Genomic DNA, 25,014 nt, shown 5'->3' with positions numbered 1-25,014 from the left:
CCCTACGACACCGGCGCGCGCCTCGCCGGGTCGTCGAAGCCTGGTCGCTAGCGTCGAGACCAGGTCGTCCTGGCCGGGGCGGCCCCCCTGTTGAGGAGCAGTCATGTCAGCGCAGCCCACGTCCGCCCGCCCGACCTCCCCTCTCGCCGCGCTCACCGAGGCGGCCTCGCGCGCGCTCGGCGTCAGCCGGGTGTTCGGCGACCCGATCGAGACCCCCGCGGGCAGCGTGATCCCGGTCGCCACCGTCTTCGGCGGCCACGGCCTCGGGTTCGGCGAGGGCGACTTCACGGCCGCGGCCGCCGCCGGCGCCGGGGCCGACACCGACGCCGGTGACGGTGCGGCCAGGCCCGCCGGCTCCTCCCCCAGCGGGTCGGGAGGCGGCGGCGCCTTCGGCGTCGTGGGCTGGCCCGCAGGCGCGTACGTCACCACGAACGGCGAGACGCGGTGGCGCCCCGCGGTCGACGCCAACCTCGTGATCCTCGGTACGGCTGCCTTCGCCGGAGCCGTGGTCGCCTCGGTCGCGGCGGTCGCCGCGGCCACGGTCGTGACGCGGGGTGCGACGACCATCGCGACCGCTGGGTTCGCCGCGTTCGCCTCCGCGGCGGGCTCCGCCGCCGGAGCGTTCGGCGCGGCGACCGACCGCGTGAGCCAGGCCTTCACCTCGGTGGCGGGCTCGGCCGCGGGCGCCTTCGGCACCGCGACCGAGAAGGCCGGCGAGGCGTTCGTGGCGGGGGCCAACGCGGCGGCGCAGGCCGCGCTCGGGGTGAGCGAGCACGGCGCGCAGGCGCTGCGCGACACGGTGCCGACGACGGCGGAGAAGGTCGCCCACGCGATCGGCCGGCGTCGCTAGACCGCTGGGGTCAGGGCTGCGGCGCTGACCCGTCGACTTGCCGTGACGACCGCGACGAACCTTGCGGCGAGCTCGCCGATCGCTCACGTGGGCACGGGCTTGCACGGGCCTGGACGGGCGCGGGCGTCGCGCGGAACGTGCGGTCGACGACGGCGTCTGCGCGAAGGTCAGGCCGAGGTGAGCGCCAGCTCGAGGGAGTCGACGCGCTCGGCGACGACGGCGCTCTCCCCGAGCGCGGCGGCGACCGCCTGTGCCACCCCCTGGACCTGCTCGCGCGACAGCCCGGGCACGACGGCGAGGCTCACCTTGACCTCGGCGCGCGCCCCGGGTGCGACGGCGGCCGACCGCACGCCGTCGACGCCGCGCACGGTGTCGACGAGCTCGCGCACGACAGTGGGATCGGCCAGGGCCGGGACCCACGCCTCGCGCCGGGCGAGCGCCCAGACCGCGGGCCGCGGGATCAGCACGGGTGCGGGTGACCCGGCGTCGAGCACGAGCACCCCGCCGGCCTCGTCCACGGCGGCCATCGCGGCCCGGACCGCCTGGTGGGGCACGGGCCGGGCGTCACGGCGCCATGCGGTGAGCGCCGCGACCGAGGAGAACACGGGCAGCGCCTCGCGGCCGTCCGGCGTGCGCACGGTGACCATCGACGCCGAGGCGTGCCGGCCGCCGTCGTGCGCCACGCCGTGCTCGTGCCCCGCGCCCGGGTGAGCGTCGTGTCGATGGTGCGCGCCGCCGTCGTGCGCTGCGTCCTGATCCGCTCCGCTGCCGGTCGGCACGCCGGGGCGCGAGTACGTGCGCCGCTCGCGGTGACCGGTCAGGCGTTCGCGGACGTCGCCGTCGTGCGCGGTCTCCTCGTGCGCGACGACCGGCACGAGCACGCGGGCGCTCGCGAGGGCCGCGACGACCGCGCGCAGCCGCTTCGAGCCGGCCACGGCGCCGGCTTCGGGGCCCGCTCCGGGGCCCGCTCCGGCGTCTGCCTCCGGGTCGGCCTGGTCGACCGGGACCGCGAGCGCGGCCGCGAGCTCGGGCGGGCAGGTGCCGTCGTCGCCGGCGAAGGCGGAGACGGGCGGCAGCTCACGGGGCGCGCGCTGCTCCCCCGTGCGCGGGAGGAAGTCCGAGATCGGCATCGCGGGCTCAGGCGCGTCCGGCGACGTCGAGCGCCTCGTCGATCGTGAAGGCGCCCGAGTACAGCGCCGTGCCGACGATCGCCCCCTCCACGCCCTCGGCCACCAGCGTGCGCAGCACGCGCAGGTCCTCGAGCGTCGAGATCCCGCCCGAGGCGATCACGGGTGAGGAGGTGCGCGCGCACACGTGTCGCAGCAGGTCGAGGTTCGGGCCGCGCAGCGTGCCGTCCTTCGTCACGTCCGTGACGACGTAGCGCGCGCAGCCGGCGGCCTCGAGCTGGTCGAGCACGTCGTCGAGCTCACCGCCCTCCTGGGTCCAGCCGCGCGCCGCGAGGCGCGACCCGCGCACGTCGAGCCCGATCGCGATCCGGTCGCCGTGCTCGGCGATCACCCGGGCGGTCCAGTCGGGGTCCTCCAGGGCGGCCGTGCCGATGTTCACGCGACGCACGCCCGTGGCGAGCGCGCGGGTCAGCGACGCGTCGTCCCGGATGCCGCCGGACAGCTCCACCTGGATCCGGCCGCTCACCCGCTCGACGATCGAGGCCAGCAGCTCGTGGTTCGATCCCCGGCCGAACGCCGCGTCGAGGTCCACGAGGTGCAGCCACGGCGCGCCCGCGTCCACCCAGCGCAGCGCCGCGTCGTACGGGTCGCCGTACTGCCCGCCCGAGCCGGCCACGCCCTGGACGAGCTGGACGGCCTGGCCCTCCGTCACGTCGACGGCGGGCAGCAGCTGGAGCACGGGGAGCTCGGCGGGGGCGGTCATGCGGGTTCACTCTCCAGGGAAGGTCGCGGCGCACGTGCCGCGGACGGGGGTCGGACGAGTCGGGTCGGGGTCGGATCAGGTCGGACGACGGCGCGCGCGCCGTCCCGAGGGAACGTGCCGCCGGCGGTGCCCAGCGGTCACAGCGCCTGGACCCAGTTGCGCAGCAGCCGCGCGCCGGCGTCACCGGACTTCTCGGGGTGGAACTGGGTGGCGGACAGCGGGCCGTTCTCGACGGCGGCGACGAACGGGCTGCCGTGCTCGGCCCACGTGACCAGCGGCGGCGAGAGCGGCGTCTCACCCGCCGCGGCGAGCGCGGCGGCCGGGTCGGTCTGCACGCCGTAGGAGTGGACGAAGTAGAACCGCTCGTGCTCGACGCCCTCGAACAGCACCGACCCCTCGGGCACGCGCACCGGGGACCACCCCATGTGCGGCACGATCGGCGCGTCGAGCCGGTCCACGCTGCCGGGCCACTGGCCCAGGCCGTCGGTGCGCTCGCCGTGCTCGACCCCCTCGGTGAAGAGGATCTGCAGGCCCACGCAGATGCCGAGCACGGGTCGCCCGCCGGCGAGCCGACGCTCGATGAGCTGGTCGCCGCGCACCGCGAGCAGCTGCTCCATCACGGCGCGGAACGCACCGACGCCGGGGACGACGAGCCCGTCGGCGGCCGCGACCGCGCGGGGGCTCGAGGTGAGCGTGACGTCCGCGCCCGCTCGCTCGAGGGCGCGCACGGCCGAGTGGGTGTTGCCCGAGCCGTAGTCCAGGACGACGACGCTGGGACGCGGGCCCGGTGTCGCCACCGCTGGCAGCTCGGTCGCCTGTGCCGGCTGTGCCAACCGTGCCGGCTGGTTCGCACCGGTCGCCGCGGTCACGCGTCGTCACCGCCCTTGCGGCGTCGGCCGAAGAACGAGCGGCCCGCGGGCTTGGCGAGGTCGGCCGAGCTGACGTAACCGGGCACCTCGGGCGCCTGCACCAGGCCGATGAGGAGTCGCTCGGCCACCTGGTCAGCCTGCGCGAGCACGAGTCCCGGCGGAGGCTCGTCCGCCACCTGACCCCCGCGGTAGCGCCGGGCCTTGACCTGGCCGGCGATCTCGCCGTCGACCTCGTCGACGCGCGCCGCGAGCAGCACCACCTCCGAGCGCGTCGCGACCGACAGCGCCGCACCGAGCGCCTCGGCCTCGCGCGGGATGCCGCTGAGCGCCTCGGCGGGGTCGACGTCGGCCGCGGCCTGCTCGACGTAGCGCACCGCGAGCGCGCCGCGTGCCGAGGGCACCACGGCGGCCTCGATGCCCGTCAGGGCGAGCACACCGGCGAGCACCTTGGCCTGACGCACGGACGTGAGCACGACGGCGGTGGTGCGGACGATCGGGTCCGCGGCCTCTCCCTCGGCCGGGCCCGCGTCGGCTGCGGCAGCGGTCCCGCCGTCGCGCAGGTCGGCTCCGCCCGCGGCGTCCGCCCCCTCCGACGGCGCCGCGGCCGGAGCGCTCGCCGCTCGCGGCTCGACCCCCGCGGGGGGCGACCCGGCCGCGGACGCCTGGTTCGCCGTCGTGCCCTCGGTGTCGCCGAGGAGCGCGGACAGGTCGTCGGGGATGACGACGTCGTCGGGCCACTCGGGCAGGTCGTCCCGCGGGTCGCCGGGCTCGCGCGTCACAGCGCACCCTTGGTCGAGGGCACGCCGACCACGCGCTCGTCCGGCGCGACCGCCGCCCGCAGCGCCCGGGCCAGCGCCTTGAACTGGGCCTCGACGATGTGGTGCGGGTCGCGTCCGGCGAGCACGCGCACGTGCAGGCAGATGCCGGCGTGCAGCGCGAGGGACTCCAGCACGTGCCGCGTGAGCGAGCCCGTGAAGTGGCCGCCGATGAGGTGGTACTCCTGGCCCTCGGGCTCACCCGAGTGCACGCAGTAGGGGCGACCGGAGATGTCCACGACGGCGAGCGCGAGCGCCTCGTCCAGCGGCACCGTGGCGTCGCCGAAGCGCGCGATCCCGGTCTTGTCGCCGAGCGCCTCGCGCAGCGCCTCGCCCAGCACGATCGCGGTGTCCTCCACCGTGTGGTGCACGTCGATGTGGGTGTCGCCGCTGGCCCGCACCGTGAGGTCGAACCGCGCGTGCGTGCCGAGGGCCGTGAGCATGTGGTCCCAGAAGCCGACCGTGGTGTCGACGTCGACCACGCCGCTGCCGTCCAGGTCCAGCTCGACCAGGACGGTGGACTCCTTGGTCGTCCGCTCGATGCGGGCGTACCGCCGTCGTTCGCTCATGCCTCTCGTCCCTCTCCCGGCCCGCGCAGCACGTCCGCGAGCGCCTCGCGGAACGTCCGGGTCTCCTCCGGGGTGCCGACCGACACCCGCAGCCAGCCCGGCGGGCCGACCTCCCGGATGAGCACGCCGCGGTCCAGCAGCTGCTGCCAGACCTCGTGCCGCGCCTCAAACGTACCGAACAGGACGAAGTTGGCGTCGCTCGGGACCACCTGCAGCCCCTGTGCGGCGAGCCACGCGACGAGGCCGTCCCGCTCCTCGCGCAGCGACGCGACCTGGGCCATGAGCGCGTCGGTGTGCGCGAGCGCCGCGAGCGCGACCGCCTGCGTCACCGCCGAGAGGTGGTAGGGCAGGCGCACCACGCGCAGCGCGTCGACGAGGGCGGGCGCGGCGGCCAGGTAGCCGAGCCGCGCTCCGGCCATGCCGAACGCCTTGGACATCGTCCGCGTCACCGCGAGGTGGGGGTGCTCGGCGAGCAGCGTGAGGGCGCTCGGGGTGCCGGCGCGGCGGAACTCGGCGTACGCCTCGTCCACCACGATGACGCTCGCGGTGGGCGCGCCGTCGGGCCCGTCCGGGCCCGTGGTGCGGGCGGCGGCGAGCAGCGTGCGCACGGTCTCGAGCGGCAGCGCGGTCCCGGTGGGGTTGTTCGGACTGGGCAGGAGCACGACGGCGGGACGCACCTCGCGCAGGAGGCGCACCGCCGCGTCGGGGTCGAGCGTGAAGTCCTCCTCGCGGCGGCCCGCGACCCAGCCGGTGTTCGTGTCCCGCGCGTACTCGGGGTACATGGAGTAGGTCGGCGCGAAGCTCAGGGCCGTGCGGCCCGGGCCGCCGAACGCCTGCAGCAGGTGCAGCATGACCTCGTTCGACCCGTTCGCGGCCCACAGGTGGTCGGCGTCCAGGCCCGTCACGCCGGCCTCGCGCGCCAGGTACGCGGCGAGCGCGGTGCGCAGGGTGCGGAACTCGCGGTCCGGGTAGCGGTTGAGGCCGCGGGCGGCGTCGGCGACGGCGGCGGCGATGCTCGCGACGACCTCCTCGCTCGGCGGGTACGGGTTCTCGTTGACGTTGAGGAGCACCGGGACGTCCAGCTGCGGGGCGCCGTAGGGCACCTCGCCGGAGAGCTCGGGACGGACGGGCAGCACGCAGCCCGTGGTCGAGGGGGTCACGGGGCAAGTCTAGGAGCCTGTGGACGACGGCACTCGGCGAGCTCCTCCGGGGCCGTCCTTGTCGGCGCCGGGACGTAGCGTTCCTCGCATGCCGATCTCTCCCGACTCCACCGGCGGGCTCGACGCCTCCGACCGGCTCGAGGTCCCGCTTGACGAACCGCCGTACGACCCGGAGTACGACGCCGCCCCGCCGGACCTGGCGGACTGGGGCGGCGCCGGCGGCCCGGCGTCGCCGTCGACCACGCCGCGTGGCCCGGCGCGGTCCCCGCGCAGCGGCGGACGAACCACCGGCCCGACGGCGCAGCGCACCGGCGACCGGACGCCTCGCCCCGCCGCTCAGCACACCGGCGACCGGTCGGTGGCTCCGACCGGCGACGCGTCCGCGACGCCGCCGGCGCGCACCGAGGTCCGCGCCGTCGACGTCGCCGACGTCGACTCCCCTGCGCTGCGGGAGGAGGCGGAGGCGGCGCTGCGGGCGCTCGTCGGGCGGGTCGACGCGGCGCTGCGGGAGGACCAGTGGCGCGCCGTGCACGCGCTGGTCGCGGAGCGCCGGCGAGCGCTGGTCGTGCAGCGCACCGGGTGGGGCAAGTCGGCGGTGTACTTCGTCGCCACCGCGCTGCTGCGCGCCCGCGGCGCCGGCCCCACCGTCATCGTCTCGCCGCTGCTGGCGCTCATGCGGGACCAGGTCGCGGCCGCCGCCCGGGCCGGGATCCGCGCGGAGACGATCAACTCCGCGAACGTCACCGAGTGGGAGTCGGTGCACGCCGCGATCGCCGCCGGTGACGTCGACGTGCTGCTGTGCTCGCCCGAGCGCCTCAACAACCCCGGGTTCCGTGCCGAGGTGCTGCCGCGCCTGGCCGCCGAGGCGGGGCTCGTCGTCGTGGACGAGGCGCACTGCGTCTCGGACTGGGGGCACGACTTCCGGCCGGACTACCGACGCATCCGCACGCTGCTTGCCGACCTGCCCGCGGGTACGCCGGTGCTCGCGACCACGGCGACGGCGAACGCCCGGGTGAGCGCCGACGTCGCCGAGCAGCTCGGGGTCTCGGCGGACACGGCCGGCGGAAGCGGCGTGGGCACGGGCGCGGGCACGGGCACGGGCGCGGGCACGGGCGCGAGCGGCGGGAACGGGCCGGACGCGGCGACCGCACCGCACGAGGATGTGCTCGTGCTGCGCGGCTCGCTGGACCGCGAGTCGCTGCGGCTCGCGGTGCTCCCGCGCGCCGACTCGGCGGTGCGCGTCACGTGGCTCGAGGGCTACCTGCGCCAGGCCGCCGCGGCGGGCAGCGGCTCCGGCATCGTCTACTGCCTCACCGTGGCGGCCGCCGAGGAGGTCGCGAGCCGGCTGCGCGCGGCCGGTCACGAGGTCGCGGCCTACACCGGACGCACCGATCCGGCCGAGCGCGAGCAGCTCGAGGCGGACCTCCTGGCCAACCGGGTGACGGCGCTCGTCGCGACGTCGGCCCTGGGCATGGGGTTCGACAAGCCGGACCTCGGGTTCGTCGTGCACCTCGGCGCACCCGGCTCGCCGATCGCCTACTACCAGCAGATCGGCCGCGCCGGCCGCGGGGTGGCTCGCGCCGACGTCGTCCTCGCGCCCGGTCCCGAGGACGCCGCGATCTGGGCCTACTTCGGCTCTCTCGCGTTCCCGGCGGAGGAGACGGTGCGCACGGTGCTGGACGCGCTCGAGCACGCGCCGGACCGCACGGCCTCGACCGCGCGGCTCGAGACCGAGGTCGACCTGCGGCGCTCCCGCCTGGAGATGATGCTGTCCGTGCTCGACGTCGACGGCGCCGTGGAGAAGGTGCGCGGCGGGTGGCGGGCCACGGGGCGGCCGTGGACGTACGACGCCGAGCGGTACGCCCGGGTGGCCAGGGCGCGCGAGGACGAGCAGGCCGCGATGCTCGCCTACGAGCGGCTTGCCGGTTCCGACGACTGCCGGCTGGGGTTCCTGCGAGCGCAGCTCGACGACCCCGACCTCACGCCCGGGTGGCGGTGCGGCCGGTGCGACCTGTGCGCCGGGGCGTGGTTCGCGCCGCTGCCGGACGCCGCCGCGGTCGAGGAGGTGCGGGTCGCGCTCGCCCGGGCCGGCGTCGAGGTCGTCCCGCGGCGGCAGTGGCCCACCGGCATGGCGACGCTCGGCGTCCCGCTCGCCGGGCGGATCGCCGTCGAGGAGCGCGCCGAGGCCGGGTCGGCCGTGGCGCGGCTCGACGGCGTGGGCCTGTCCGCGGCGGTGCGCGACGCCGTCGGGCCGGGCGCGGGTGACGGACCCGTCCCGGCCGACCTGCGTCCCGCGGTGCGCTCGCTGCTCGAGCGGCTCGTGGCCGAGGGAACGAGGATCGACGGCGTGGTCCTCGTCGACTCGACGACCCGGCCGCAGCTCGTGGACCACCTGGCCAAGGGTGCCGCGCATGTGCTGGGCGTCCCGGTCGTCGGGCGGTTCGTCGCTCGGGGCGACGCGCCGCCCACCCGCCACGACGTGAACTCGGCGCAGCGGCTCGCCGCGGTCCAGCAGCGGTTGGAGCTGGACCTGTCACCCGCGGCCGCGGCGGGCCTGCCGGGCCGGTCGGTGCTGCTGGTCGACGAGTACACCGACTCCGGCTGGACGCTCACGCTCGCGGCGCGCCTGCTCCGGCTCGCCGGTGCCCGGGCCGTCCACCCGTTCGTGCTGGGCGTGCGCTGACCTCGACGACGGCCGAGGGCAGGTGCCTCGGCGAAGCACCGGCGCCGTGGCGCCTCGGCCGAGGGATCTGGTGCCTCAGCGGTCCTGAGCGTGCGGCACCTGCTCGACGCCGCTCGCACGGTCCGCGTTCTGCGGCCGCGCCGACCCGGTGAGCATGCTCTGCAGCGGGATCGTGCCGTCCTGCCACGGCAGCAGGAGCCAGGCGATCGCGTAGACGACCCAGCTGAGCACCGGGAGGAGCAGCAGGACCGCGACGACGAGCCGCACGATCCAGACGTCGAGGCCCAGCTGACGGGCGATGCCGGCGCAGACGCCGCCGAGGATGCGGTCCGGACCACGGCGGAAGCCGGTCCGACGGATGAGGTCGAAGAAGGAGTCCATGTCCTTCACGGTAGGCGAGCGCACGCGCGGGGCGGATCGGGGCGATCCCCCATCCGCGACCCTGATCTTGGTGCCGGCGTCGGCGTCGGCGTCGGCGCGGGACCTCGGCTCGACGTCAGAGGAAGCGGGCCTGCGCGGCCTCGCCGTGCGCGGGCAGGTCCTCGACGTTCGCGAGCGCCACGAGCGGTCCGGTCACCTCGGCGAGCGCGTCGCGCGTGTACTCGATCACCTGCACCGACTTCGTGAAGCTCATGACGCCGAGGCCCGAGGAGTAGTGCGCGCACCCCCCGGTGGGCAGCACGTGGTTGGACCCGGCGACGTAGTCGCCCAGGGAGACCGGCGAGTAGGCGCCGACGAAGATCGCGCCGGCCGAGCGCACGCGCTCGGCCACCGCAGCGGCGTCGGCCGTCTGGATCTCGAGGTGCTCCGCGGCGTAGGCGTCGACGACGGCCAGGCCGTGCTCGACGTCGTCCACGAGCACGATCGCGGACTGCGGGCCACCGAGAGCCGCGCGCACCCGAGCGGTGTGCTTCGTCGCCGCGACCCGCTGGTCGAGGCGCTCCTCGACGGCGTCGGCGAGCCGGGTCGAGTCGGTCACCAGGACCGAGGCCGCGTTCGGGTCGTGCTCGGCCTGCGAGACGAGGTCGGCCGCGACGTGGTCGGCGTCGGCGGTCGCGTCGGCGAGGATCGCGATCTCGGTCGGCCCGGCCTCGGCGTCGATCCCGACGGCGCCGCGCACCGCGCGCTTGGCCGCCGCGACGTAGACGTTGCCCGGCCCGGTGATCACGTCGACGGGTTCGCACAGCACCGACCCGACCGTGCTCTCGTCGCCTGCCACCGCGTCGTGCTCGACGGCGCCGAAGGCGAACATGCCGATCGCCTGCGCGCCGCCGACGGCGTAGACCTCGGTCACGCCGAGCAGCGCGCACGCCGCGAGCACGGTCGGGTCGGGCAGGCCGTCGTTGTCCTTCTGCGGCGGGCTTGCGACCGCGAGGCCCTCGACCCCCGCGACCTGCGCCGCGACGACGTTCATCACCACGCTGGACGGGTACAGGGCCAGCCCGCCCGGCACGTAGAGCCCGACCCGGCGGACCGGGACCCAGCGCTGGCGCACCACCGCGCCGGGGGCGAGCTGCGTCGTCGTGGCCTGCGGGAGCTGGGCCTCGTGGCCGCGGCGCACGCGCGCCGTCGCCAGCTCGAGCGCCGCCCGCAGCTCGGGGTCGAGCGCCTCGAGCGCGGCCGCGAGCGCCGACGCCGGGACCCGCAGGTGCACCGGGCGCACGCCGTCGAACCGCTCGGCGAGGTCGCGCAGCGCCACCGAACCGGTGTCGCGGACGGCGGCGAGGATCGGCTCGACCACCCCGGTGGCGGCCTCGACGTCCAGATCCGCGCGCGGGATCGCGCGGCGCAGCTCGGCGGCGGTCAGGGTCCGACCACGCAGGTCGATGCGGGAGATCACGGGCACCGAGTCTAGGGCGCGAGCCGCCGGCGCGCCGCGAGTGCCGACCCGCGCAACCGTCGGGTCAGGACCGCCGGCCCAGGGGTGGTGGCGCAGAGGCACCGGCCCTGGCGGGTCAGCCCAGCGTGTCGGCTCGGGCGGGCCCCAGCGAGTCCAGCCACGCGGCGACGGCGCGCCGACCGCCGAGCCGCAGGAACGTCGGGTCACCCACCCGCGGGGCGAACCGGGTCCGGGTCGGCCCGTGCTGGGTCCAGCCCCACAGCAGGATGTTCTCCTCCGGGTCCCGCCGGATCCAGTCCGCGGGGTTCTCCCGGTTGCCGTGCCACAGCTCCTCGCGCAGCACGCCGCGCCGCACGGTCCGGCGCACCAGCCGGGACATCACGAGGGCACGCGAGTGGTCCCGCCACACCACGAGGTCGGCTCCCCCGGGGGTGCCGGGCTCGAGGAGACCCTCGAGCCTCGTGCGCCAGTTCCCGTCCGCGACCCAGCCGTTCGGGTGCGCCGCGACGAACTCCCGCACCAGCGCACGCGCCTCCTCGACGTCCCGGAGCGTCCAGTCCCGGTCCCAGAACACGGCGTCGAGCTCGAGGTGCGCGACGCCGAGCCGACGCGCCGCCTCGGCGGCGAGCGTCGTCTTGCCGGCACCGGAGACCCCCACCACCCGCACCCGTCGCGGGCGGGCGGGCTCGCCGTCGGGCGTCGAGGCCGAGCGGTCCTGCTGAGGGCGGTGCGGCACGGGCACCGGCATCTGCTCCGGCATCTGCTCGGGCGACGGCTGCGCAGCAGACTCGTCCACCGCTCGATCCTGCCAGCCCGCGGCGGCCGCGGGGCACAATGACCGGATGGACATCCCGATCCGCGACGAGTCGATCCGCCTCGGTCAGCTGCTCAAGCTGGCCGGGCTCGTCGAGGACGGCGCCCAGGCCAAGGAGCTTCTCGCCGACGACGCGGTGACGGTCGACGGCGAGCCCGAGTCCCGCCGCGGGCGTCAGGTCGCGGTCGGTGCGGTGGTCGAGGTGTCGCTGCCCCGCGGCGTCGAGCGCGTCGTCGTCACGTCCGCCTGAGCCGTCGCCGACCTGAGCGCCCGCCCGGGCGACGTCAGGTGCGACGTCAGGACGCGAGGCAGTTCGGCCCGAGCAGCGCCTTGAGGTCGCCGAACAGCGCGGAGGAGCGCTCCACCCGCAGCGTGTCCTCGAGCCGCATCACGGTGGCCCGCCCGGGCTGAGTGATCCGCAGATGCACCTCGGTCCCGCCCGGGTGCGACTCGAGCACCTCACGCAGCCGCGTCACCAGGGGCGCGGTGCACCGCATCTCGGCGAGCTGCAGCGTGATGGGGGCGGTGTCCGCCGTCGTGAGGTCGGGCAGCGAGAGCTCCTGGGCCTGCAGCGAGATGGCCTCGTCCCGACGCCGCACGCGTCCCTTGAGCACCACCACGGCGTCCTCGGCCAGCACGGTGGAGTACGCGACGTAGGTCTCGCCGAAGAACATCACCTCGACGCTGCCCTCGAGGTCCTCGATCGTGACCGCGGCCCACGGGTTGCCGTTCTTGGAGATCTTCAGGGCCACGGAGGTCACCAGGCCGGCGATCGTCACCATCGACCCGTCGGGGCGGTGCTCGTCGGCGAGCAGCGTGGCGATCGAGACGTCCGCCGCGGACGTGAGCACGTGCTCGACCCCGGCGAGCGGGTGGTCGGACACGTAGAGCCCGAGCATCTGCCGCTCGAAGGTGAGCTTCTGCTTCTTGTCCCACTCCGGCAGGTCCGGCACCGTCACGGCGAAGGCCGACGTGCCGCCCGGTCCCCCGCCCCCGCCCATGAGGTCGGCGAACAGGTCGAGCTGACCCTCGGCCTCCTTGCGCTTGACCCCGATCACGGCGTCGACCGCCTGCTCGTGCACGAGGAGGAGCGAACGCCGGGTGTGTCCGAGCGAGTCGAACGCGCCCGCCTTGATGAGCGACTCGATCGTGCGCTTGTTGCAGACGACGGCAGGCACCTTGTCCAGGAAGTCCGTGAACGAGGTGAACTCGCCCTTCTCCTCCCGCGCCGCGACGATCGCGTCGACGACGTTCTGACCCACGTTGCGCACCGCGGCCATCCCGAACCGGATGTCCTGGCCGACCGGGGTGAACGTCCCGGCGGACGCGTTGACGTCCGGCGGCAGCACCGTGATCCCGAGGTGACGGCACTCGTTGAGGTAGACCGCCGACTTGTCCTTGTCGTCCCGCGTCGAGGTCAGCAGCGCGGCCATGTACTCGGTCGGGTAGTTCGCCTTGAGATAGGCCGTCCAGTAGGACACGAGGCCGTAGGCCGCGGAGTGCGCCTTGTTGAACGCGTAGTCGGAGAACGGGACGAGGATGTCCCAGAGGGTCTTGATCGCCGCCTCGGAGAAGCCGTTCTTCTTCATGCCGGTGGAGAACGGCACGTACTCCTTGTCGAGGATCTCCTTCTTCTTCTTGCCCATCGCGCGCCGCAGCAGGTCGGCCTCGCCGAGCGTGTAGCCGGCCAGGTGCTGGGCGATCGCCATCACCTGCTCCTGGTACACGATGAGTCCGTACGTGGGACCGAGCACGTCCGCCAGCGCGGTCGCCAGCTCGGGGTGGATCGGCTCGATGTCCTGCAGGCCGTTCTTGCGCAGGGCGTAGTTCGTGTGCGAGTTCGCGCCCATCGGGCCGGGCCGGTAGAGCGCGCCGACGGCGGAGATGTCCTCGAAGTTGTCCGGGCGCATCTGCCGCAGCAGCGTGCGCATCCCGCCGCCGTCGAGCTGGAAGACCCCGAGCGTGTCGCCCCGGCCCAGCAGCGCGTAGGTGGGGGCGTCGTCGAGCGGCACCTCCTCGATGACGAGCCGGTCCTTGCCGTTGACGACGATGTTCTCGAGCGCGTCGTCGAGGATCGTGAGGTTGCGCAGCCCGAGGAAGTCCATCTTCACCAGGCCCAGGTCCTCCCCGGCGGGGAAGTCGATCTGGGTGATGATCGCGCCGTCGGCCTCTCGGCGCATGATGGGGATGACGTCGAGCAGCGGCTCGCTGGAGATGATGATCCCCGCGGCGTGCACGCCCCACTGGCGCTTGAGCCCCTCGATGCCCTTCGCGCGGTCGGTGATCTTGCGGGCGTCCGGGTCGGCCTCGTACAGCGCGCGGAACTCCGCAGCCTCGGCGTAGCGCTTGTCCTGCGGGTCGAAGATGCCGCTGAGCGAGATGTCCTTGCCCATCACCGCGGGCGGCATCGCCTTCGTCAGCCGGTCCCCCATCGCGAACGGGTAGTCCAGCACGCGGCCGGCGTCCTTGAGCGCCTGCTTGGCCTTGATCGTGCCGTACGTGACGATCGAGGCGACGTTCTCCTCGCCGTACTTCTCCGTCACGTAGCGGATCACCTCGCCGCGCCTGCGCTCGTCGAAGTCGATGTCGAAGTCGGGCAGGCTCATCCGCTCGGGGTTGAGGAACCGCTCGAAGATGAGGCCGTTCGCCAGCGGGTCCAGCTCGGTGATCTTCATCGCGTACGCCGCCATCGACCCGGCACCGGAGCCACGCCCGGGCCCGACCCGGATCCCGTGGTCCTTGGCCCAGTTGATGAAGTCCGCCACCACGAGGTAGTAGCCGGCGTAGCCCTTGGAGGTGATGACCTCGATCTCGTAGGCCGCCTGCTTGCGCACCTCCTCGGGCACGTTCTCGCCGAACCGGTGCACGAGGCCCTGCTCGACCTCCTTGACGAACAGCGAGATCTCGTCCTCGCCCGGCGGCACCGGGAAGTGCGGCATGTACTTGCCCACCTGCTCCGTGAACGTGACGTCGCACCGCTCGGCGATGAGCAGCGTGTTGTCGCACGCCTGCGGCAGCTCGGCGAACAGGCTGCGCATCTGGGCGCTGGAGCGCACGTAGTAGGTGTCGCCCGTGAACGCGAAGCGGTTGCCGCCCTGCTCGTACGTGGGGTCCTTGAGGAGCGAGTTGGACTGCACCGCGAGCAGCATCTCGTGGGCGGCGGCGTCCTCCTCCTTGACGTAGTGCAGGTCGTTCGTCGCCACCAGGGGCGCACCGATGTGCCGGGACAGCTCGATGAGCTGCGTGACCACGCGGGTCTCGAGGTCCAGCCCGTGGTCCATCAGCTCGATGAAGTAGCTCTCCTTGCCGAAGATGTCCTGCATCTCGGCGGCCGCGCGGACCGCCTCGTCCCACTGCCCCAGCCGGATCCGGGTCTGGACCTCGCCCGACGGGCAGCCGGACGTCGCGATGAGCCCCTCGGAGTACCGCGTGAGCAGCTCGCGGTCCATCCGCGGCTTGAAGTAGTACCCCTCGAGGCTCGCGAGCGACCCGAGCCGGAACAGGTTGTGCATGCCGCGGGTGTTCTCCGACCACAGCGTCATGTGGGTGTACGCGCCGCCACCGGAGACGTCGTCGCCCCTCTGGTGCGGCTCGCCCCACCGCACCCGGGTGCGGTCCTGGCGGGCCGTGCCGGGGGTGACGTAGGCCTCGAGGCCGATGATCGGCTTGACGCCCTCGGCGCGCGCTCGCTTCCAGAAGTCGTACGCCCCGAAGAGGTAGCCGTGGTCGGTGATCGCCACGGCGCCCTGGCCCTGCGCCTTCACCTCCGCGATGAGAGCGGGCACGCGCGCGGCGCCGTCGAGCATCGAGTAGTCGGTGTGCACGTGGAGGTGGACGAAGTCTTTCCCAGGGGTTCCCACGGCGTCCGGCATGGTCTCGATCCTAGGTCGGGTCCGGGGCGTCCCGGGGGGACGCCCGAGGCATTTCCCTGGACGCCGTGTGGGTGCGGCGACCTACGGTGGCTCGATGCGCGACACAGCCCGCGGGATCCGGTTCGTCGTCGCCCGCACCTGGCGGGCCTCGCCGCCCCGGGTCATGGTGTCCGCCGTCGTCACCCTGCTGCTCGCCTTCGTGCCGGCGCTGCAGGTGCTCGCGCTCGCCACCCTCGTCGAGCGGCTCGACGGCGAGCACACCCTGCGCGACGTGCTCGCCCCGCTGCTCGTCATCGTCGCGATCGTCGGCCTGGCCAACCCGGTGCGCGCCGTCGCCACCACGCTGCGGGTGGACGCCGATCACACCGTGATCGCCGACCTCGAGCGCGAGCTCATGCTGCGCGCCGCCCGCACCCCGCCGCGCGACCTCGCCCGCGCGGAGACGACGGCGCGGCTGCAGAAGCAGGTGGAGGTCGCCCACGCCTCGGCGCAGTACCTGTACGGGCAGCTCGTCGGCGCGATCGAGTCGGTCGTCGCCACGATCGCCGTGGTGGCCGCGCTCGCGACCTTCTCGAGGCTCGCCGCCCTGCTCACCGTGCTCGCGCTCGTCCCGGCGCTGATCGCCGGTCGACTCCTCGCGGGCGTGTGGCGGCGGTACTGGGACGTGGTCGGGCCGATCTTCGGCCGCCAGCGCTACCTGAGCAACCTGCTGGTGCGTCAGCGTTCGGCGGTCGAGCTCGCGACCCTCGGCGCGGGAGACGCGGTCGCGGCCCGCCACGGCCGGCTGTGGCGCGACCTCGTGGGGCACCGCATCCGGCTGTCGCGCCGCGAGCTCGCCTCCGACTGGATCGTCGGCGCCGTGTCCACGGTGTTCGTGCTGGGGGCGCTCGTGGCGCTCCTGGTCGGCACCGACCTGTCCCCCGTCGCGGTCGCCGGCGTCACGGGTGTCACGGGGGCCGCCGCGTCGGTCGGGATGGCCGGCGTCCAGATCGGCCGCGTGCTCAGCGCGGCGCCGCAGGTCACCGAGATTGCCGACTTCCTCGCCGGCGTCCCGCTCACGGACGACGACGGCGCGACCCGGCCCTCGCCGTCGGGCATCGAGGAGCTGCGCGTCCGGGGCCTCACGCACACCTACCCGGGACGGGCCGCGCCGGCCGTGGCCGACGTCGCCTTCGAGGCACGGCGCGGTGAGGTCGTCGCGCTGGTCGGCGCGAACGGCGCCGGCAAGACCACGGCGCTGCACGCGCTGCTGGGTCTGCTCACGCCGGACGCCGGGACGGTGACGCTCGACGGGCTGGGCCCCGACGAGGTGGGCCAACGCCCGTGGCTGCGCCGGTTCGCGACGATGGTGCAGGAGTACGAGCGCTACGAGTTCACGGTGCGCGAGAACCTCCAGCTCGGGCGCTCCCCGGACGACGCCGTGCCGGACGAGGCGCTGTGGCGCGCGCTCGAGCTCGCCGGGCTCACCGACCTCGTGCGCTCGCTGCCCGACGGCCTCGACACCCAGCTCGGGGAGCAGTGGGACGGGACCACGCTGTCGGGCGGGCAGTGGCAGCGGCTCAGCGTGGCGCGCGTGGCCGTGCGGGACGCGCCGGTGTGGGTGCTCGACGAGCCGACCTCCGCGATCGACGCCGAGAGCGAGGAAGCCATCCTCGAGCGGCTCGTCGCGGGCAAGGAGGAGCGGATCACGGTGCTCGTGTCCCACCGCGCCTGGACACTTCGCGCCGTGGACCGGATCTACGTGCTCGACGGCGGACGCGTCGTCGAGCACGGCTCCTACCGTGCGCTCGTGGCCGCCGACGGCCCGTTCTCGCGGCTGTTCCGCAACCAGCTCGCCGGGGCGGCGGACGAGTCGGGCGTGACCGACCGCGCGCTGCCATGATCGGCGCGTGAACGCACTCTCGACGCCGGACGCGGTCGTCTTCGGCCTCGTCCTGGCGGCGCGGCTGCTCGTGCCGCTGCTCATCCCCCGGTTCCCGCTGCCGACGGTGCTGGCCGCGATGGTGATCGACGGCGTGGACGGCGGCATCTTCTCCTCGTTCACGTCGATCGACATGGGCTTCTACCAGTCCTACGACAAGGCGCTGGACGTCTACTACCTGGCGATCGCGTACCTCGCGGTGCGGCGCAACTGGCCCGGACGATTCCCGGTCGCGCTGCTGGCGGGGCTCTGGTACTACCGGCTCGTCGGCGTGCTCGCGTTCGAGCTGACCGGCGCCCGCTGGCTCCTCATGGTGTTCCCCAACACGTTCGAGTACGCGTTCATCGCGCTCGAGGTGGCACGCACCCGCTGGTCCCCCGTGCGGCTGTCCCGTCGCGCGCTCGTGCTGACGGTGGCCACGATCTGGATCGTCGTCAAGCTCCCCCAGGAGTGGTGGATCCACGTGGCCCAGCTCGACTTCACGGACGAGTTCACCCGCGTCACGTCCACCTGGCCGTGGACGTGGGCCGTGATCGCCGCCCTCGTCGCCGCGCTCGGCGTGCTCGCCCGGTGGGGACTCCCGCGGCTGCCTCGGCCCGACTGGTCGGTGACGTTCGACGCCGACGTCGTGGCCGAGCGCACGGGCTGGCGCCCGGTTCGCGAGGTCGGACCGCGCGGCTCGATGTGGAACCTCGCGCTCGTGGAGAAGCTCGTGTTCGCGGCGCTGCTCACCGCGATCCTCGCCGAGGTCTACCCCGGGGTCTCGGCGCCGGTGTCGCGGGTCGTGCTCGTCGTCGGGCTCGTGGTGCTGGCCACGGCCGCGCTCGACGTGACCCGGCGCCTCGTGCGGGCGTCGCTGCCGACGTGGGCGCGCGCCCTGGTCGCGTTCGCCCTCACGGCGGCGGCACTCGTCGTGTTCGCCGACCTCGTGGCTGGCCGGCGGGGTGCGCTCGGCTGGGTGGACGCGCTGGTCTTCGCGTACGTCATCACGCTCGTCGCGAGCCTGTACGACGTCTTCGAGCTGCGCCGCCTGCGCCGGGCGGGCTCGGTCGAGGTGCGCTCGGACGTGCCGTCCGGCGCCGCACGGACGCCGGCCGGCGCGCCGGGGTGAGGCCCGGCGGCGTCAGCCCGCCAGCCGGCGCGTCAGCTCCTCTGCCTCGGCGACGGTGAGGCGGATCTCGACGTCGCCGCGGCCGTCCGACCCGAGCGCCGCGAGCAGCTCACGGCGCGCGGCCTCGGCGTCGCCGGCCCGCCGCGCCCGCTCCGCGGGCTGCCGGCGGGCCGCGGCCGTCCCGCGGTCCACGACCGTCCGGGCGGCCTGGTAGGCGATCAGCGGCCGCGACAGCGGCACGAGCTCGAACCGGATCCCCGGCTCACGCGTCGCGCACCCGAGCGGGCGCGACCGGTCGGGGTCGAGCGGGAGCCGGAAGATCGGCGGGGGGTTGTCCGGGCCGTAGGGCGGGTACTGCGCGAGCACCCGCTCGAGCTCCTCGACGTCCACGGGTCGGCCGACGGAGCGCAGGACCAGCACGCCGACTCCTCCGCCGGGGGGCACCGGTGCGGTGTCGGCGGCGCGAGGCGTCACGCGGAAGCGGCCCATGCCGCGCTGCCAGCGCGGCGGCACGGCGGTCCACAGCGTGTCGGACGCGACCACCATCGGGGCCGGCGTGGCGCTGGCGTACCGGTTGACGGCCGTCGTGACGGCGGCACCCCGGCGCAGGGCGGCGGGGTCGAGCAGGGCGGGAAGGTCGGCGGTTGCGGTCATGGATCACCTCGGGCGCGGGGGGATCGTCCCCCGCGGATCGCGGGTCGGGAGCATCGGTCGGACCGGGCCGCGAGGGTCCCACGGCCGGGCCGCTCCTTCCAGGGTGCCACCGCCGCCTGTGCGTGGCCCGCACGTCGGCGCCGTCCGCGCGTGAGGTTCGCCACCCGACGTAGGGTCGTGCGATGGCGCGCACCGTGATGTGGTTCCGCCGCGACCTGCGGCTCGCGGACAACCCCGCCCTGCTCGCCGCGGCGGGTCGGCTGGGCACCCGGGAACCGGGCGCACCGGGCGATCAGCGCGAGGTTCTCGCCCTCTACGTGCTGGATCCGCACCTGCTCTCGCGCGCCGGCGCGCCGCGCCGCGCCTACCTCCACGACTCCCTGCGTGCCCTCGCCGAGGCGATCGAGGACGCCGGTGGCCGGCTCGCCGTCGTGACCGGTGACCCGGTCGTGGAGGTTCCGCGTGTCGCGAACAGAGTCGGAGCCGAGGAGGTCCACGTCGCGGCCGACTTCGCGCCGTACGGCGCCGCCCGGGACGACGCGGTCGAGCAGGCGCTCACCGCCCAGGACCGGCGGCTCGTGCGCACGGGGTCGCCGTACGCCGTCGCGCCCGGGCGGGTGCGCAAGGGCGACGGCGAGCCGTACCGGGTGTTCACCCCGTTCCGCGCCGCGTGGCTCGACCACGGCTGGCGTGCGCCGGTCCCCGCTCCCGACGGCGTGCGCTGGCTCGAGCCGCCGCGCGGGGCGGGCGGTGCGGCCGACGGCGAGGGCACCCGTGCGCTCGCGGCGCGCCCCGACGTCGACGTGCCCGAGGCGGGCGAGGGCGCCGCGCGTGCGCTGTGGGAGGAGTTCCAAGACGACGGGCTGGACCGCTACCAGCAGGACCGCGACCGCCCCGACCTGGCCGGCACGTCGCGCCTGTCGATCGCGCTGCGCTGGGGCGAGATCCACCCCCGCACGCTCCTGGCCGACCTCACACGCCTCGGGCAGGACGGGCGACGCTCCAGCGGGATGCACGACGGCGTCGCCTCCTTCCGCTCCGAGCTCGCCTGGCGCGAGTTCTTCGCGGACGCGCTCTGGCACACCCCGACGTCCGCGCGGACGTCCCTGCACGCCGTCGTGCCCGAGGACGCCTGGGTGGACGGCGTGGACGAGGACGCCGCCCTCGAGGCGTGGGCCGCGGGCCGCACGGGCTACCCCTTCGTCGACGCCGGGATGCGCCAGCTCGCCGCGGCGGGCTGGATGCACGGGCGCGTCCGGATGGTCACGGCGTCCTTCCTCGTCAAGGACCTGCACGTGCGCTGGCAGCGCGGCGCACGCCACTTCATGCGCCACCTGCTCGACGGCGACCTCGCCTCCAACCAGCACAACTGGCAGTGGGTCGCCGGGACCGGCCTGGACGCCGCGCCCTACTTCCGCATCTTCAACCCCGTCACGCAGGGCACGAAGTTCGACCCGCACGGGGACTACGTCCGTCGCTGGGTGCCCGAGCTGCGCGACGTCCCCGGCGCCGTGGTGCACGAGCCGTGGCGGCTGCGCGAGACACCCGCGGGCTACCCCGAGCGCATGCTCGACCACGCCGTCGAGCGCAAGGTCGCGCTCGACGCGTACGGGCGCCGGTGACGAAGCCGGCCAGGTGCGCGCCTAGGCCGACCGCAGCGTCTCGAGCGCGTGGGCGAGGTCCGGCGGGTACTGCGACGTCACCACGACCGGGAACCCGGTGGTCGGGTGCTCGAAGCCCAGCCGCACGGCGTGCAGCCACTGCCGACTCAGGCCGAGCCGGCGTGCGAGCACCGGATCGGCGCCGTAGGTCACGTCGCCCACGCACGGGTGCCGCAGCGCGGAGAAGTGCACCCGGATCTGGTGGGTGCGGCCGGTCTCGAGGTGGATCTCGAGCAGGCTCGCCGCGGGCATCGCCTCGAGCGTCTCGTAGTGCGTCACGGACGGCTTGCCCGACGCCACGACGGCGAACTTCCAGTCGTGCTTCGGGTGGCGGCCGATCGGGGCGTCCACGGTTCCGGCCGACGGGTCCGGGTGGCCCTGGACGAGCGCGTGGTAGGTCTTCTCGACCGTGCGCTCCTTGAACGCGCGCTTGAGCACGGTGTAGGCGTGCTCGCTCTTCGCGACCACCATGAGGCCGGACGTGCCGACGTCGAGCCGGTGCACCACGCCCTGCCGCTCGGGAGCGCCCGACGTCGAGACCCGCACCCCCGCGGCCGCGAGGCCGCCCACCACGGTCGGACCGGTCCAGCCCGGTGACGGGTGGGCCGCGACGCCCACGGGCTTGTCGACCACCACGAGGTCGTCGTCCTCGAGCACGATCCGCATGCCCTCGACGAGGACCGGCTCGGCCACGACCGCCGCCGGCGGCTCGGGCCGCTCCACCTCGAGCCAGCCCGCCGTGACACGGTCGGACCGGCCCAGGATGCGGCCGTCCAGGCGCACGCCCCCGTCGTCGGCCAGCTGTGCCGCGCGCGAGCGCGAGAGCCCCATGAGCCGCGCCAGCGCGACGTCGACGCGCTCGCCGACGAGGCCGTCGGGAACGGGCAGCGCCAGGGCCTCGCTCACGCCGGCGAGCCGTTCGGCGCGGGACGCTCGGTGTCGGCGACGCCGACCTGCGAGGGCGACCGCTCGCCGTCGGGCGCCAAAGCGCTCGAGCCGGCGATGGCGCCCCGCGAGGGCGACCGCTCGCCGTCGGGCGTGGTCGGCTCGTCGCCCTCCCGGGCGGGGTCGGGCTCGCCGTCAGACGCGCTGTCGGGCTCGCCGTCGGACGCGTCGTCTCGCTCGTGCGGGAGCCGGCCCGGCCGGTCCCAGCCGTACCCGAGCAGCGAGAGCAGCACCATGAGCAGCGCCGAGCCGACGATCGCGATGTCGGCGACGTTGCCGATGAAGACGCCGTAGTCGATGAAGTCGACGACGTGCCCGACGCCGAAGCCCGGCTCACGCGCGAGCCGGTCCACGAGGTTGCCCATCGCGCCGCCGAGCAGCGCGCCGAGCGCAAACGCCCAGGGGCGGGAGTAGATCCGGCGCGCACCGGCGAGCACCGCGATCGCGACCACGCCCATGACGACCGTGAAGATCCACGTCACGCCGGTGCCGAAGGAGAACGCGGCGCCCGGGTTGAAGACGAGGCGCCAGCCGAGCCACGAGCCGAGCACGTCGGTGCGCTCGCCGGGGACGAGGCGCTCGAGCGCGATCGCCTTGGTCGCCTGGTCGAGCAGGAGCGTCACGAGCGCGGTGACGCACAGCAGCATCACGTGGCGTCGCGGAGTGGAATCAGTCATCGGTCACATCCTGCCGCACGCACGACGGCCCGGATCCGCACCAGGTGCGGTCCGGGCCGTCGTGACGACGCGCGTGGGCGTCTCAGTGCTGCCTGGGGCAGGCTCAGCGCCGTCTCAGGGCAGCGTCAGAGCTTCGGCGTGGGGCCGTCCAGGCCCACGGTGCTGGCCTGGGAGTCGAGCTGCTCCACGAGGGTGCCGAGGTAGCCCTTGAGGCGCATCCGGTAGTCCCGCTCGAAGCTGCGCAGACCGTCGATCTTCTGCTCGAGGGTCGCCTGCTCGGTCTCGAGCTGCTTGAGCGTGCGGTTGCGCTGGCTCTCCGCCTCGCCGATGAGGCGCTCGGCCTCGGCGCGCGCCTCGGAGACCAGACGGTCGGCCTCCTCCTTGCCGTTGCGCACGTACTCGTCGTGCAGACGCTGCGCGAGCTGGAGCATCCCCGTGGCCGACTCCGGCTCGCTGGCACCGGACGTCGCGGCGAGCGCGGCGGCCGGGGCGGCAGCGGGCTCCGGCGTAGGCTCGGGCTCCGGCGCCGCCTCCTGGACGGCGGGCTCGGGCGCGGGCACCTCGTCCTGCACCGCCGGGGTGACCTCGGTGGCGTCGACCGCCGCGGGGGCGCCCTGGCCGGACTCGAGCTGCGACTTCAGGTCCGCGTTCTCGTTCTGGAGGACGCGGAGGGTGTTGACGATCTCGTCCAGGAAGTCGTCGACCTCGTCCTGGTCGTAGCCCTCCCGGAACTTCGTCGTCTGGAAGGTCTTCTTCAGCACGTCGTCTGCGGTCAGCAGCGTCATATCGTCACCTCGGTTGGGTCGAGACGCACGCACACGCACATGCGTCGATCGCGGACAACGGTAGCGGATGGGGAGGCGCGGTGCCGTCGGGAGCGTCCGCGAGTCCGGTGGTCGGACGGGTGGGGAACGGACAGGCGGGGTGCGGTCGAGGACCGGGCGGTGCTCACCGCGTCGCCAGCACCCCGAGGACCTGGAGCAGGATCCAGGCCACGAACATGACGATCAGGAATGCCAGGTCGAGCGCGACGGCGCCCAGGCGCAGCGGCGGCACCCACCGGCGGACCAGCCGGAGCGGCGGGTCGGTCGTGGTGTAGACCGCCTCGGCGGCCACGAGCGCGAGCCCGCGCGGGCGCCACTCCCGCGCCACCATCTGCACGACGTCGTACACGACCCGCACGAGCAGCGCGACCACGAACAGGAGGACCACCACGTAGGCGATCGTGGCGAGGAGGGTCAGCACACGGTCACCGTACCCGGTGGTCGCGGGTCAGCTCTGGTTGAAGACGCGCGTCCCGGTCTCGGCCGAGTACGTGTCTGACGCGACCTCCACCGAGGAGGGCGAGAGCAGGAAGACCCGCGGCGTGACGCGCTCGAGGGTGCCGTGCAGCCCGAACACGAGTCCGGCCGAGAAGTCCACGAGCCGCTTGGCGTCGGCCTCGGACATGTCCGTGAGGTTCATGATCACGGGCGTGCCGGAGCGGAAGCTCTCGCCGATCACCTTGGCGTCGTTGTACGTGCGCGGGTGCACCGTCGCGATGCGACGCAGGTCCCCGGGCGCGGCCGAGCGCGCGGCGGAGATCGGGGTCACCGGCGCGTGGTGGACCGGCTCGAGAGCCATGTCGTCGTAGCTCTCGTCGGGCACGTCGTACTCCACCTCGTCGACTCGCTCGGGCTCGGACAGCCCGAGGTACTCCATCGTCTTGCGCAGCGCTCCCATGGGCGTCCACTTCCTCCTCGTGGGACTCCCGTCGAGTCCTTCCGTCCAGGACGCTACCGAGCGGCGGGAGGACGCTGCGGGATATCCCACGGCGTGGCGTGTCGCAGCGCGACGACTCCGGCGAACCTCCCGGTCGGCGCACCACCGCGGTGGGAGAACAGCCACGGGGTCTCGAGCGTGCACAGCGCGAGTCGGCTCACCTCGACGCCGGCGCTCAGGAGCTGGCGCACGACGGCGCCCGGCAGGTCGAGCGCGGGCGCCCCCGCCCGCGTGGTCGCCCGGGCACCGGGCTCGACGGCGCAGACCTCCTCCTGCAGCTCGGCAGGCACCTCGTAGCACGCGCCGCACACCGCGGGGCCCACGACGGCGCGCACCCGCACCGCGCCCGCGGCCTCGAGCGCTCGGGCCGCCGCCGGCGCCGCGCCCGCGACGACCCCCCGTCGCCCCGCGTGCGCCGCGGCCACCGCGACGGCGTGCCCCGCGGCGTCGTAGCCGGCCAGCAGCACCGGCACGCAGTCGGCCGCGAGGGCCGCGAGCCCCCGGCCGGGCGAGGAGGTCACGAGGACGTCCACCGGCGGGGCCGCGGGGTCGAGCCAGAGGTCGCGCTCGCCGTCGTGCAGGTCGGCGGCCCCGGCCGCGGCCGACCCGGGCGACGGCGAGCCCCCGGCCGGGTGCACGAGGCGCGCCTCGCCGTCGGGCAGGACGAGCGCGACGTCGGCCGCGTGCACCGGCCGCGGCCAGGTGACCGGCGCGCCGGCCACCCGTGCCACCGCGGCCCGGTTGGCGGCGACGGCGGCCGGGTCGTCACCGACGCCGGCGCCGAGGTTGGCGCCCGCGTAGGGCGGGCGGCTGACCCCGCCGCGGCGCGTGGTGAAGAACGCGCGCACGCCGGGGCCGAGGTCGGCCGCCAGCACCGCGAGGCCCGGACCGCCGTCGCCGGGACGGACGTCGGTCACGTCGG

At 74.8% G+C, this 25,014-nt stretch carries 23 protein-coding genes; 6 read left to right on the top strand and 17 right to left on the bottom strand.

Translation table 11 applies throughout. The features are described from left to right. Positions 1–103: 103 nt before the first annotated feature. On the top strand, positions 104–850 hold the full coding sequence (locus tag AC3AQ1_RS15380) for a hypothetical protein (RefSeq protein WP_159096594.1): 747 nt from the start codon (positions 104–106) through the stop codon (positions 848–850). 167 nt (positions 851–1,017) lie between these two features. Here AC3AQ1_RS15380 and AC3AQ1_RS15375 read toward each other — a convergent pair whose 3' ends face one another. The 6 genes from AC3AQ1_RS15375 to AC3AQ1_RS15350 form a co-directional block, all read right to left on the bottom strand. Next, entirely contained in the window at positions 1,018–1,980 is a 963-nt protein-coding gene (locus tag AC3AQ1_RS15375) for an SseB family protein (RefSeq protein ID WP_199916484.1), read from the bottom strand. Between the two features lie 7 nt (positions 1,981–1,987). Next, a complete protein-coding gene (priA, locus tag AC3AQ1_RS15370; protein WP_108719708.1) occupies positions 1,988–2,740 on the bottom strand; it encodes a bifunctional 1-(5-phosphoribosyl)-5-((5-phosphoribosylamino)methylideneamino)imidazole-4-carboxamide isomerase/phosphoribosylanthranilate isomerase PriA in 753 nt (250 codons plus the stop codon). Positions 2,741–2,877: 137 nt separating this feature from the next. Beyond that, positions 2,878–3,537, bottom strand: coding sequence for an imidazole glycerol phosphate synthase subunit HisH (hisH, locus tag AC3AQ1_RS15365; protein ID WP_234417564.1), 660 nt, complete (start codon positions 3,535–3,537; stop codon positions 2,878–2,880). 68 nt (positions 3,538–3,605) lie between these two features. Then, a complete protein-coding gene (locus AC3AQ1_RS15360; RefSeq protein ID WP_108719707.1) occupies positions 3,606–4,388 on the bottom strand; it encodes a hypothetical protein in 783 nt (260 codons plus the stop codon). Beyond that, positions 4,385–4,993: an imidazoleglycerol-phosphate dehydratase HisB gene (gene hisB, locus AC3AQ1_RS15355; RefSeq protein WP_108719706.1), complete on the bottom strand. Its 609-nt coding sequence runs from the start codon at positions 4,991–4,993 to the stop codon at positions 4,385–4,387. The genes AC3AQ1_RS15360 and hisB overlap by 4 nt, the downstream gene beginning before the upstream one ends. Next, the gene (locus tag AC3AQ1_RS15350; protein WP_108719705.1) at positions 4,990–6,153 is read right to left on the bottom strand and encodes a histidinol-phosphate transaminase; all 1,164 of its coding nucleotides are present in this window, start codon (positions 6,151–6,153) and stop codon (positions 4,990–4,992) included. Before AC3AQ1_RS15350 ends, hisB begins: the two co-directional genes overlap by 4 nt. 88 nt (positions 6,154–6,241) lie before the next feature. On the opposite strand from AC3AQ1_RS15350, the gene AC3AQ1_RS15345 reads away from it, so the two are divergent. Further along, positions 6,242–8,836 (top strand): RecQ family ATP-dependent DNA helicase, encoded by a 2,595-nt coding sequence (locus tag AC3AQ1_RS15345; protein ID WP_108719704.1) that lies wholly within the window; start codon positions 6,242–6,244, stop codon positions 8,834–8,836. Positions 8,837–8,911: 75 nt separating this feature from the next. Here AC3AQ1_RS15345 and AC3AQ1_RS15340 read toward each other — a convergent pair whose 3' ends face one another. From AC3AQ1_RS15340 to AC3AQ1_RS15330, 3 genes are all read right to left on the bottom strand, one after another. Further along, positions 8,912–9,217, bottom strand: a complete 306-nt coding sequence (locus AC3AQ1_RS15340) for a PspC domain-containing protein (protein WP_108719703.1) — start codon at positions 9,215–9,217, stop codon at positions 8,912–8,914. 115 nt (positions 9,218–9,332) lie between these two features. Then, positions 9,333–10,676: a histidinol dehydrogenase gene (hisD, locus tag AC3AQ1_RS15335; RefSeq protein ID WP_108719702.1), complete on the bottom strand. Its 1,344-nt coding sequence runs from the start codon at positions 10,674–10,676 to the stop codon at positions 9,333–9,335. 115 nt (positions 10,677–10,791) lie between these two features. Next, positions 10,792–11,472 carry a P-loop NTPase family protein gene (locus AC3AQ1_RS15330; protein ID WP_234417562.1) on the bottom strand — a complete coding sequence of 227 codons (681 nt, stop codon included), beginning with the start codon at positions 11,470–11,472 and terminating at the stop codon, positions 10,792–10,794. A 46-nt stretch (positions 11,473–11,518) separates the two neighbouring features. Between AC3AQ1_RS15330 and AC3AQ1_RS15325 the strand changes: the two genes are divergently transcribed. Continuing rightward, positions 11,519–11,740, top strand: a complete 222-nt coding sequence (locus tag AC3AQ1_RS15325) for an RNA-binding S4 domain-containing protein (protein WP_108719701.1) — start codon at positions 11,519–11,521, stop codon at positions 11,738–11,740. A 46-nt stretch (positions 11,741–11,786) separates the two neighbouring features. Here AC3AQ1_RS15325 and dnaE read toward each other — a convergent pair whose 3' ends face one another. Then, a complete protein-coding gene (gene dnaE, locus AC3AQ1_RS15320) occupies positions 11,787–15,362 on the bottom strand; it encodes a DNA polymerase III subunit alpha (protein WP_108719700.1) in 3,576 nt (1,191 codons plus the stop codon). Positions 15,363–15,456: 94 nt separating this feature from the next. Here dnaE and AC3AQ1_RS15315 point away from each other — a divergent pair, with 94 nt between their 5' ends. Both AC3AQ1_RS15315 and AC3AQ1_RS15310 read left to right on the top strand, forming a co-directional pair. After that, complete coding sequence (locus AC3AQ1_RS15315; protein ID WP_159096593.1) at positions 15,457–17,244, top strand: ATP-binding cassette domain-containing protein; 1,788 nt, start codon at positions 15,457–15,459, stop codon at positions 17,242–17,244. Positions 17,245–17,251: 7 nt separating this feature from the next. Continuing rightward, positions 17,252–18,394 (top strand): hypothetical protein, encoded by a 1,143-nt coding sequence (locus tag AC3AQ1_RS15310; RefSeq protein WP_108719698.1) that lies wholly within the window; start codon positions 17,252–17,254, stop codon positions 18,392–18,394. A 12-nt stretch (positions 18,395–18,406) separates the two neighbouring features. On the opposite strand, the gene AC3AQ1_RS15305 is transcribed toward AC3AQ1_RS15310, so the two are convergent. Next, positions 18,407–19,048 carry a hypothetical protein gene (locus AC3AQ1_RS15305; RefSeq protein WP_108719697.1) on the bottom strand — a complete coding sequence of 214 codons (642 nt, stop codon included), beginning with the start codon at positions 19,046–19,048 and terminating at the stop codon, positions 18,407–18,409. Positions 19,049–19,230: 182 nt separating this feature from the next. Here AC3AQ1_RS15305 and AC3AQ1_RS15300 point away from each other — a divergent pair, with 182 nt between their 5' ends. Continuing rightward, a complete protein-coding gene (locus tag AC3AQ1_RS15300; protein ID WP_108719696.1) occupies positions 19,231–20,670 on the top strand; it encodes a cryptochrome/photolyase family protein in 1,440 nt (479 codons plus the stop codon). A gap of 21 nt (positions 20,671–20,691) precedes the next feature. Here AC3AQ1_RS15300 and AC3AQ1_RS15295 read toward each other — a convergent pair whose 3' ends face one another. The 6 genes from AC3AQ1_RS15295 to AC3AQ1_RS15270 all read right to left on the bottom strand — a co-directional run bounded on the left by AC3AQ1_RS15295 (position 20,692) and on the right by AC3AQ1_RS15270 (position 25,009). Beyond that, positions 20,692–21,615 carry an RluA family pseudouridine synthase gene (locus AC3AQ1_RS15295; RefSeq protein WP_108719695.1) on the bottom strand — a complete coding sequence of 308 codons (924 nt, stop codon included), beginning with the start codon at positions 21,613–21,615 and terminating at the stop codon, positions 20,692–20,694. Continuing rightward, the gene (locus tag AC3AQ1_RS15290) at positions 21,612–22,331 is read right to left on the bottom strand and encodes a signal peptidase II (protein ID WP_108719694.1); all 720 of its coding nucleotides are present in this window, start codon (positions 22,329–22,331) and stop codon (positions 21,612–21,614) included. Before AC3AQ1_RS15290 ends, AC3AQ1_RS15295 begins: the two co-directional genes overlap by 4 nt. 125 nt (positions 22,332–22,456) lie before the next feature. Continuing rightward, entirely contained in the window at positions 22,457–23,116 is a 660-nt protein-coding gene (locus AC3AQ1_RS15285; RefSeq protein ID WP_108719693.1) for a DivIVA domain-containing protein, read from the bottom strand. A gap of 163 nt (positions 23,117–23,279) precedes the next feature. Then, positions 23,280–23,576: a YggT family protein gene (locus tag AC3AQ1_RS15280; RefSeq protein ID WP_370445296.1), complete on the bottom strand. Its 297-nt coding sequence runs from the start codon at positions 23,574–23,576 to the stop codon at positions 23,280–23,282. A gap of 27 nt (positions 23,577–23,603) precedes the next feature. Further along, positions 23,604–24,053 (bottom strand): cell division protein SepF, encoded by a 450-nt coding sequence (locus AC3AQ1_RS15275; RefSeq protein WP_108719692.1) that lies wholly within the window; start codon positions 24,051–24,053, stop codon positions 23,604–23,606. 53 nt (positions 24,054–24,106) lie between these two features. Further along, positions 24,107–25,009 carry a laccase domain-containing protein gene (locus tag AC3AQ1_RS15270; RefSeq protein WP_234417560.1) on the bottom strand — a complete coding sequence of 301 codons (903 nt, stop codon included), beginning with the start codon at positions 25,007–25,009 and terminating at the stop codon, positions 24,107–24,109. Between the last annotated feature and the right edge of the window lie 5 nt (positions 25,010–25,014).

The organism is Miniimonas sp. S16 (assembly GCF_057748195.1).
This window is presented reverse-complemented; position numbering and strand designations above follow the sequence as displayed.

Bases quoted from the DNA above. Each gene is read 5' to 3' on its own strand.
- AC3AQ1_RS15315 (WP_159096593.1), top strand. From the start codon at position 15,457: ATGCGCGACACAGCCCGCGGGATCCGGTTCGTCGTCGCCCGCACCTGG.
- AC3AQ1_RS15275 (WP_108719692.1), bottom strand. From the start codon at position 24,053: ATGGGAGCGCTGCGCAAGACGATGGAGTACCTCGGGCTGTCCGAGCCC.
- AC3AQ1_RS15290 (WP_108719694.1), bottom strand. From the start codon at position 22,331: ATGACTGATTCCACTCCGCGACGCCACGTGATGCTGCTGTGCGTCACC.
- AC3AQ1_RS15380 (WP_159096594.1), top strand. From the start codon at position 104: ATGTCAGCGCAGCCCACGTCCGCCCGCCCGACCTCCCCTCTCGCCGCG.
- AC3AQ1_RS15325 (WP_108719701.1), top strand. From the start codon at position 11,519: ATGGACATCCCGATCCGCGACGAGTCGATCCGCCTCGGTCAGCTGCTC.
- AC3AQ1_RS15300 (WP_108719696.1), top strand. From the start codon at position 19,231: ATGGCGCGCACCGTGATGTGGTTCCGCCGCGACCTGCGGCTCGCGGAC.
- hisB (WP_108719706.1), bottom strand. From the start codon at position 4,993: ATGAGCGAACGACGGCGGTACGCCCGCATCGAGCGGACGACCAAGGAG.
- priA (WP_108719708.1), bottom strand. From the start codon at position 2,740: ATGACCGCCCCCGCCGAGCTCCCCGTGCTCCAGCTGCTGCCCGCCGTC.
- AC3AQ1_RS15340 (WP_108719703.1), bottom strand. From the start codon at position 9,217: ATGGACTCCTTCTTCGACCTCATCCGTCGGACCGGCTTCCGCCGTGGT.
- dnaE (WP_108719700.1), bottom strand. From the start codon at position 15,362: ATGCCGGACGCCGTGGGAACCCCTGGGAAAGACTTCGTCCACCTCCAC.
- AC3AQ1_RS15305 (WP_108719697.1), bottom strand. From the start codon at position 19,048: ATGACCGCAACCGCCGACCTTCCCGCCCTGCTCGACCCCGCCGCCCTG.
- AC3AQ1_RS15345 (WP_108719704.1), top strand. From the start codon at position 6,242: ATGCCGATCTCTCCCGACTCCACCGGCGGGCTCGACGCCTCCGACCGG.
- AC3AQ1_RS15285 (WP_108719693.1), bottom strand. From the start codon at position 23,116: ATGACGCTGCTGACCGCAGACGACGTGCTGAAGAAGACCTTCCAGACG.
- AC3AQ1_RS15375 (WP_199916484.1), bottom strand. From the start codon at position 1,980: ATGCCGATCTCGGACTTCCTCCCGCGCACGGGGGAGCAGCGCGCGCCC.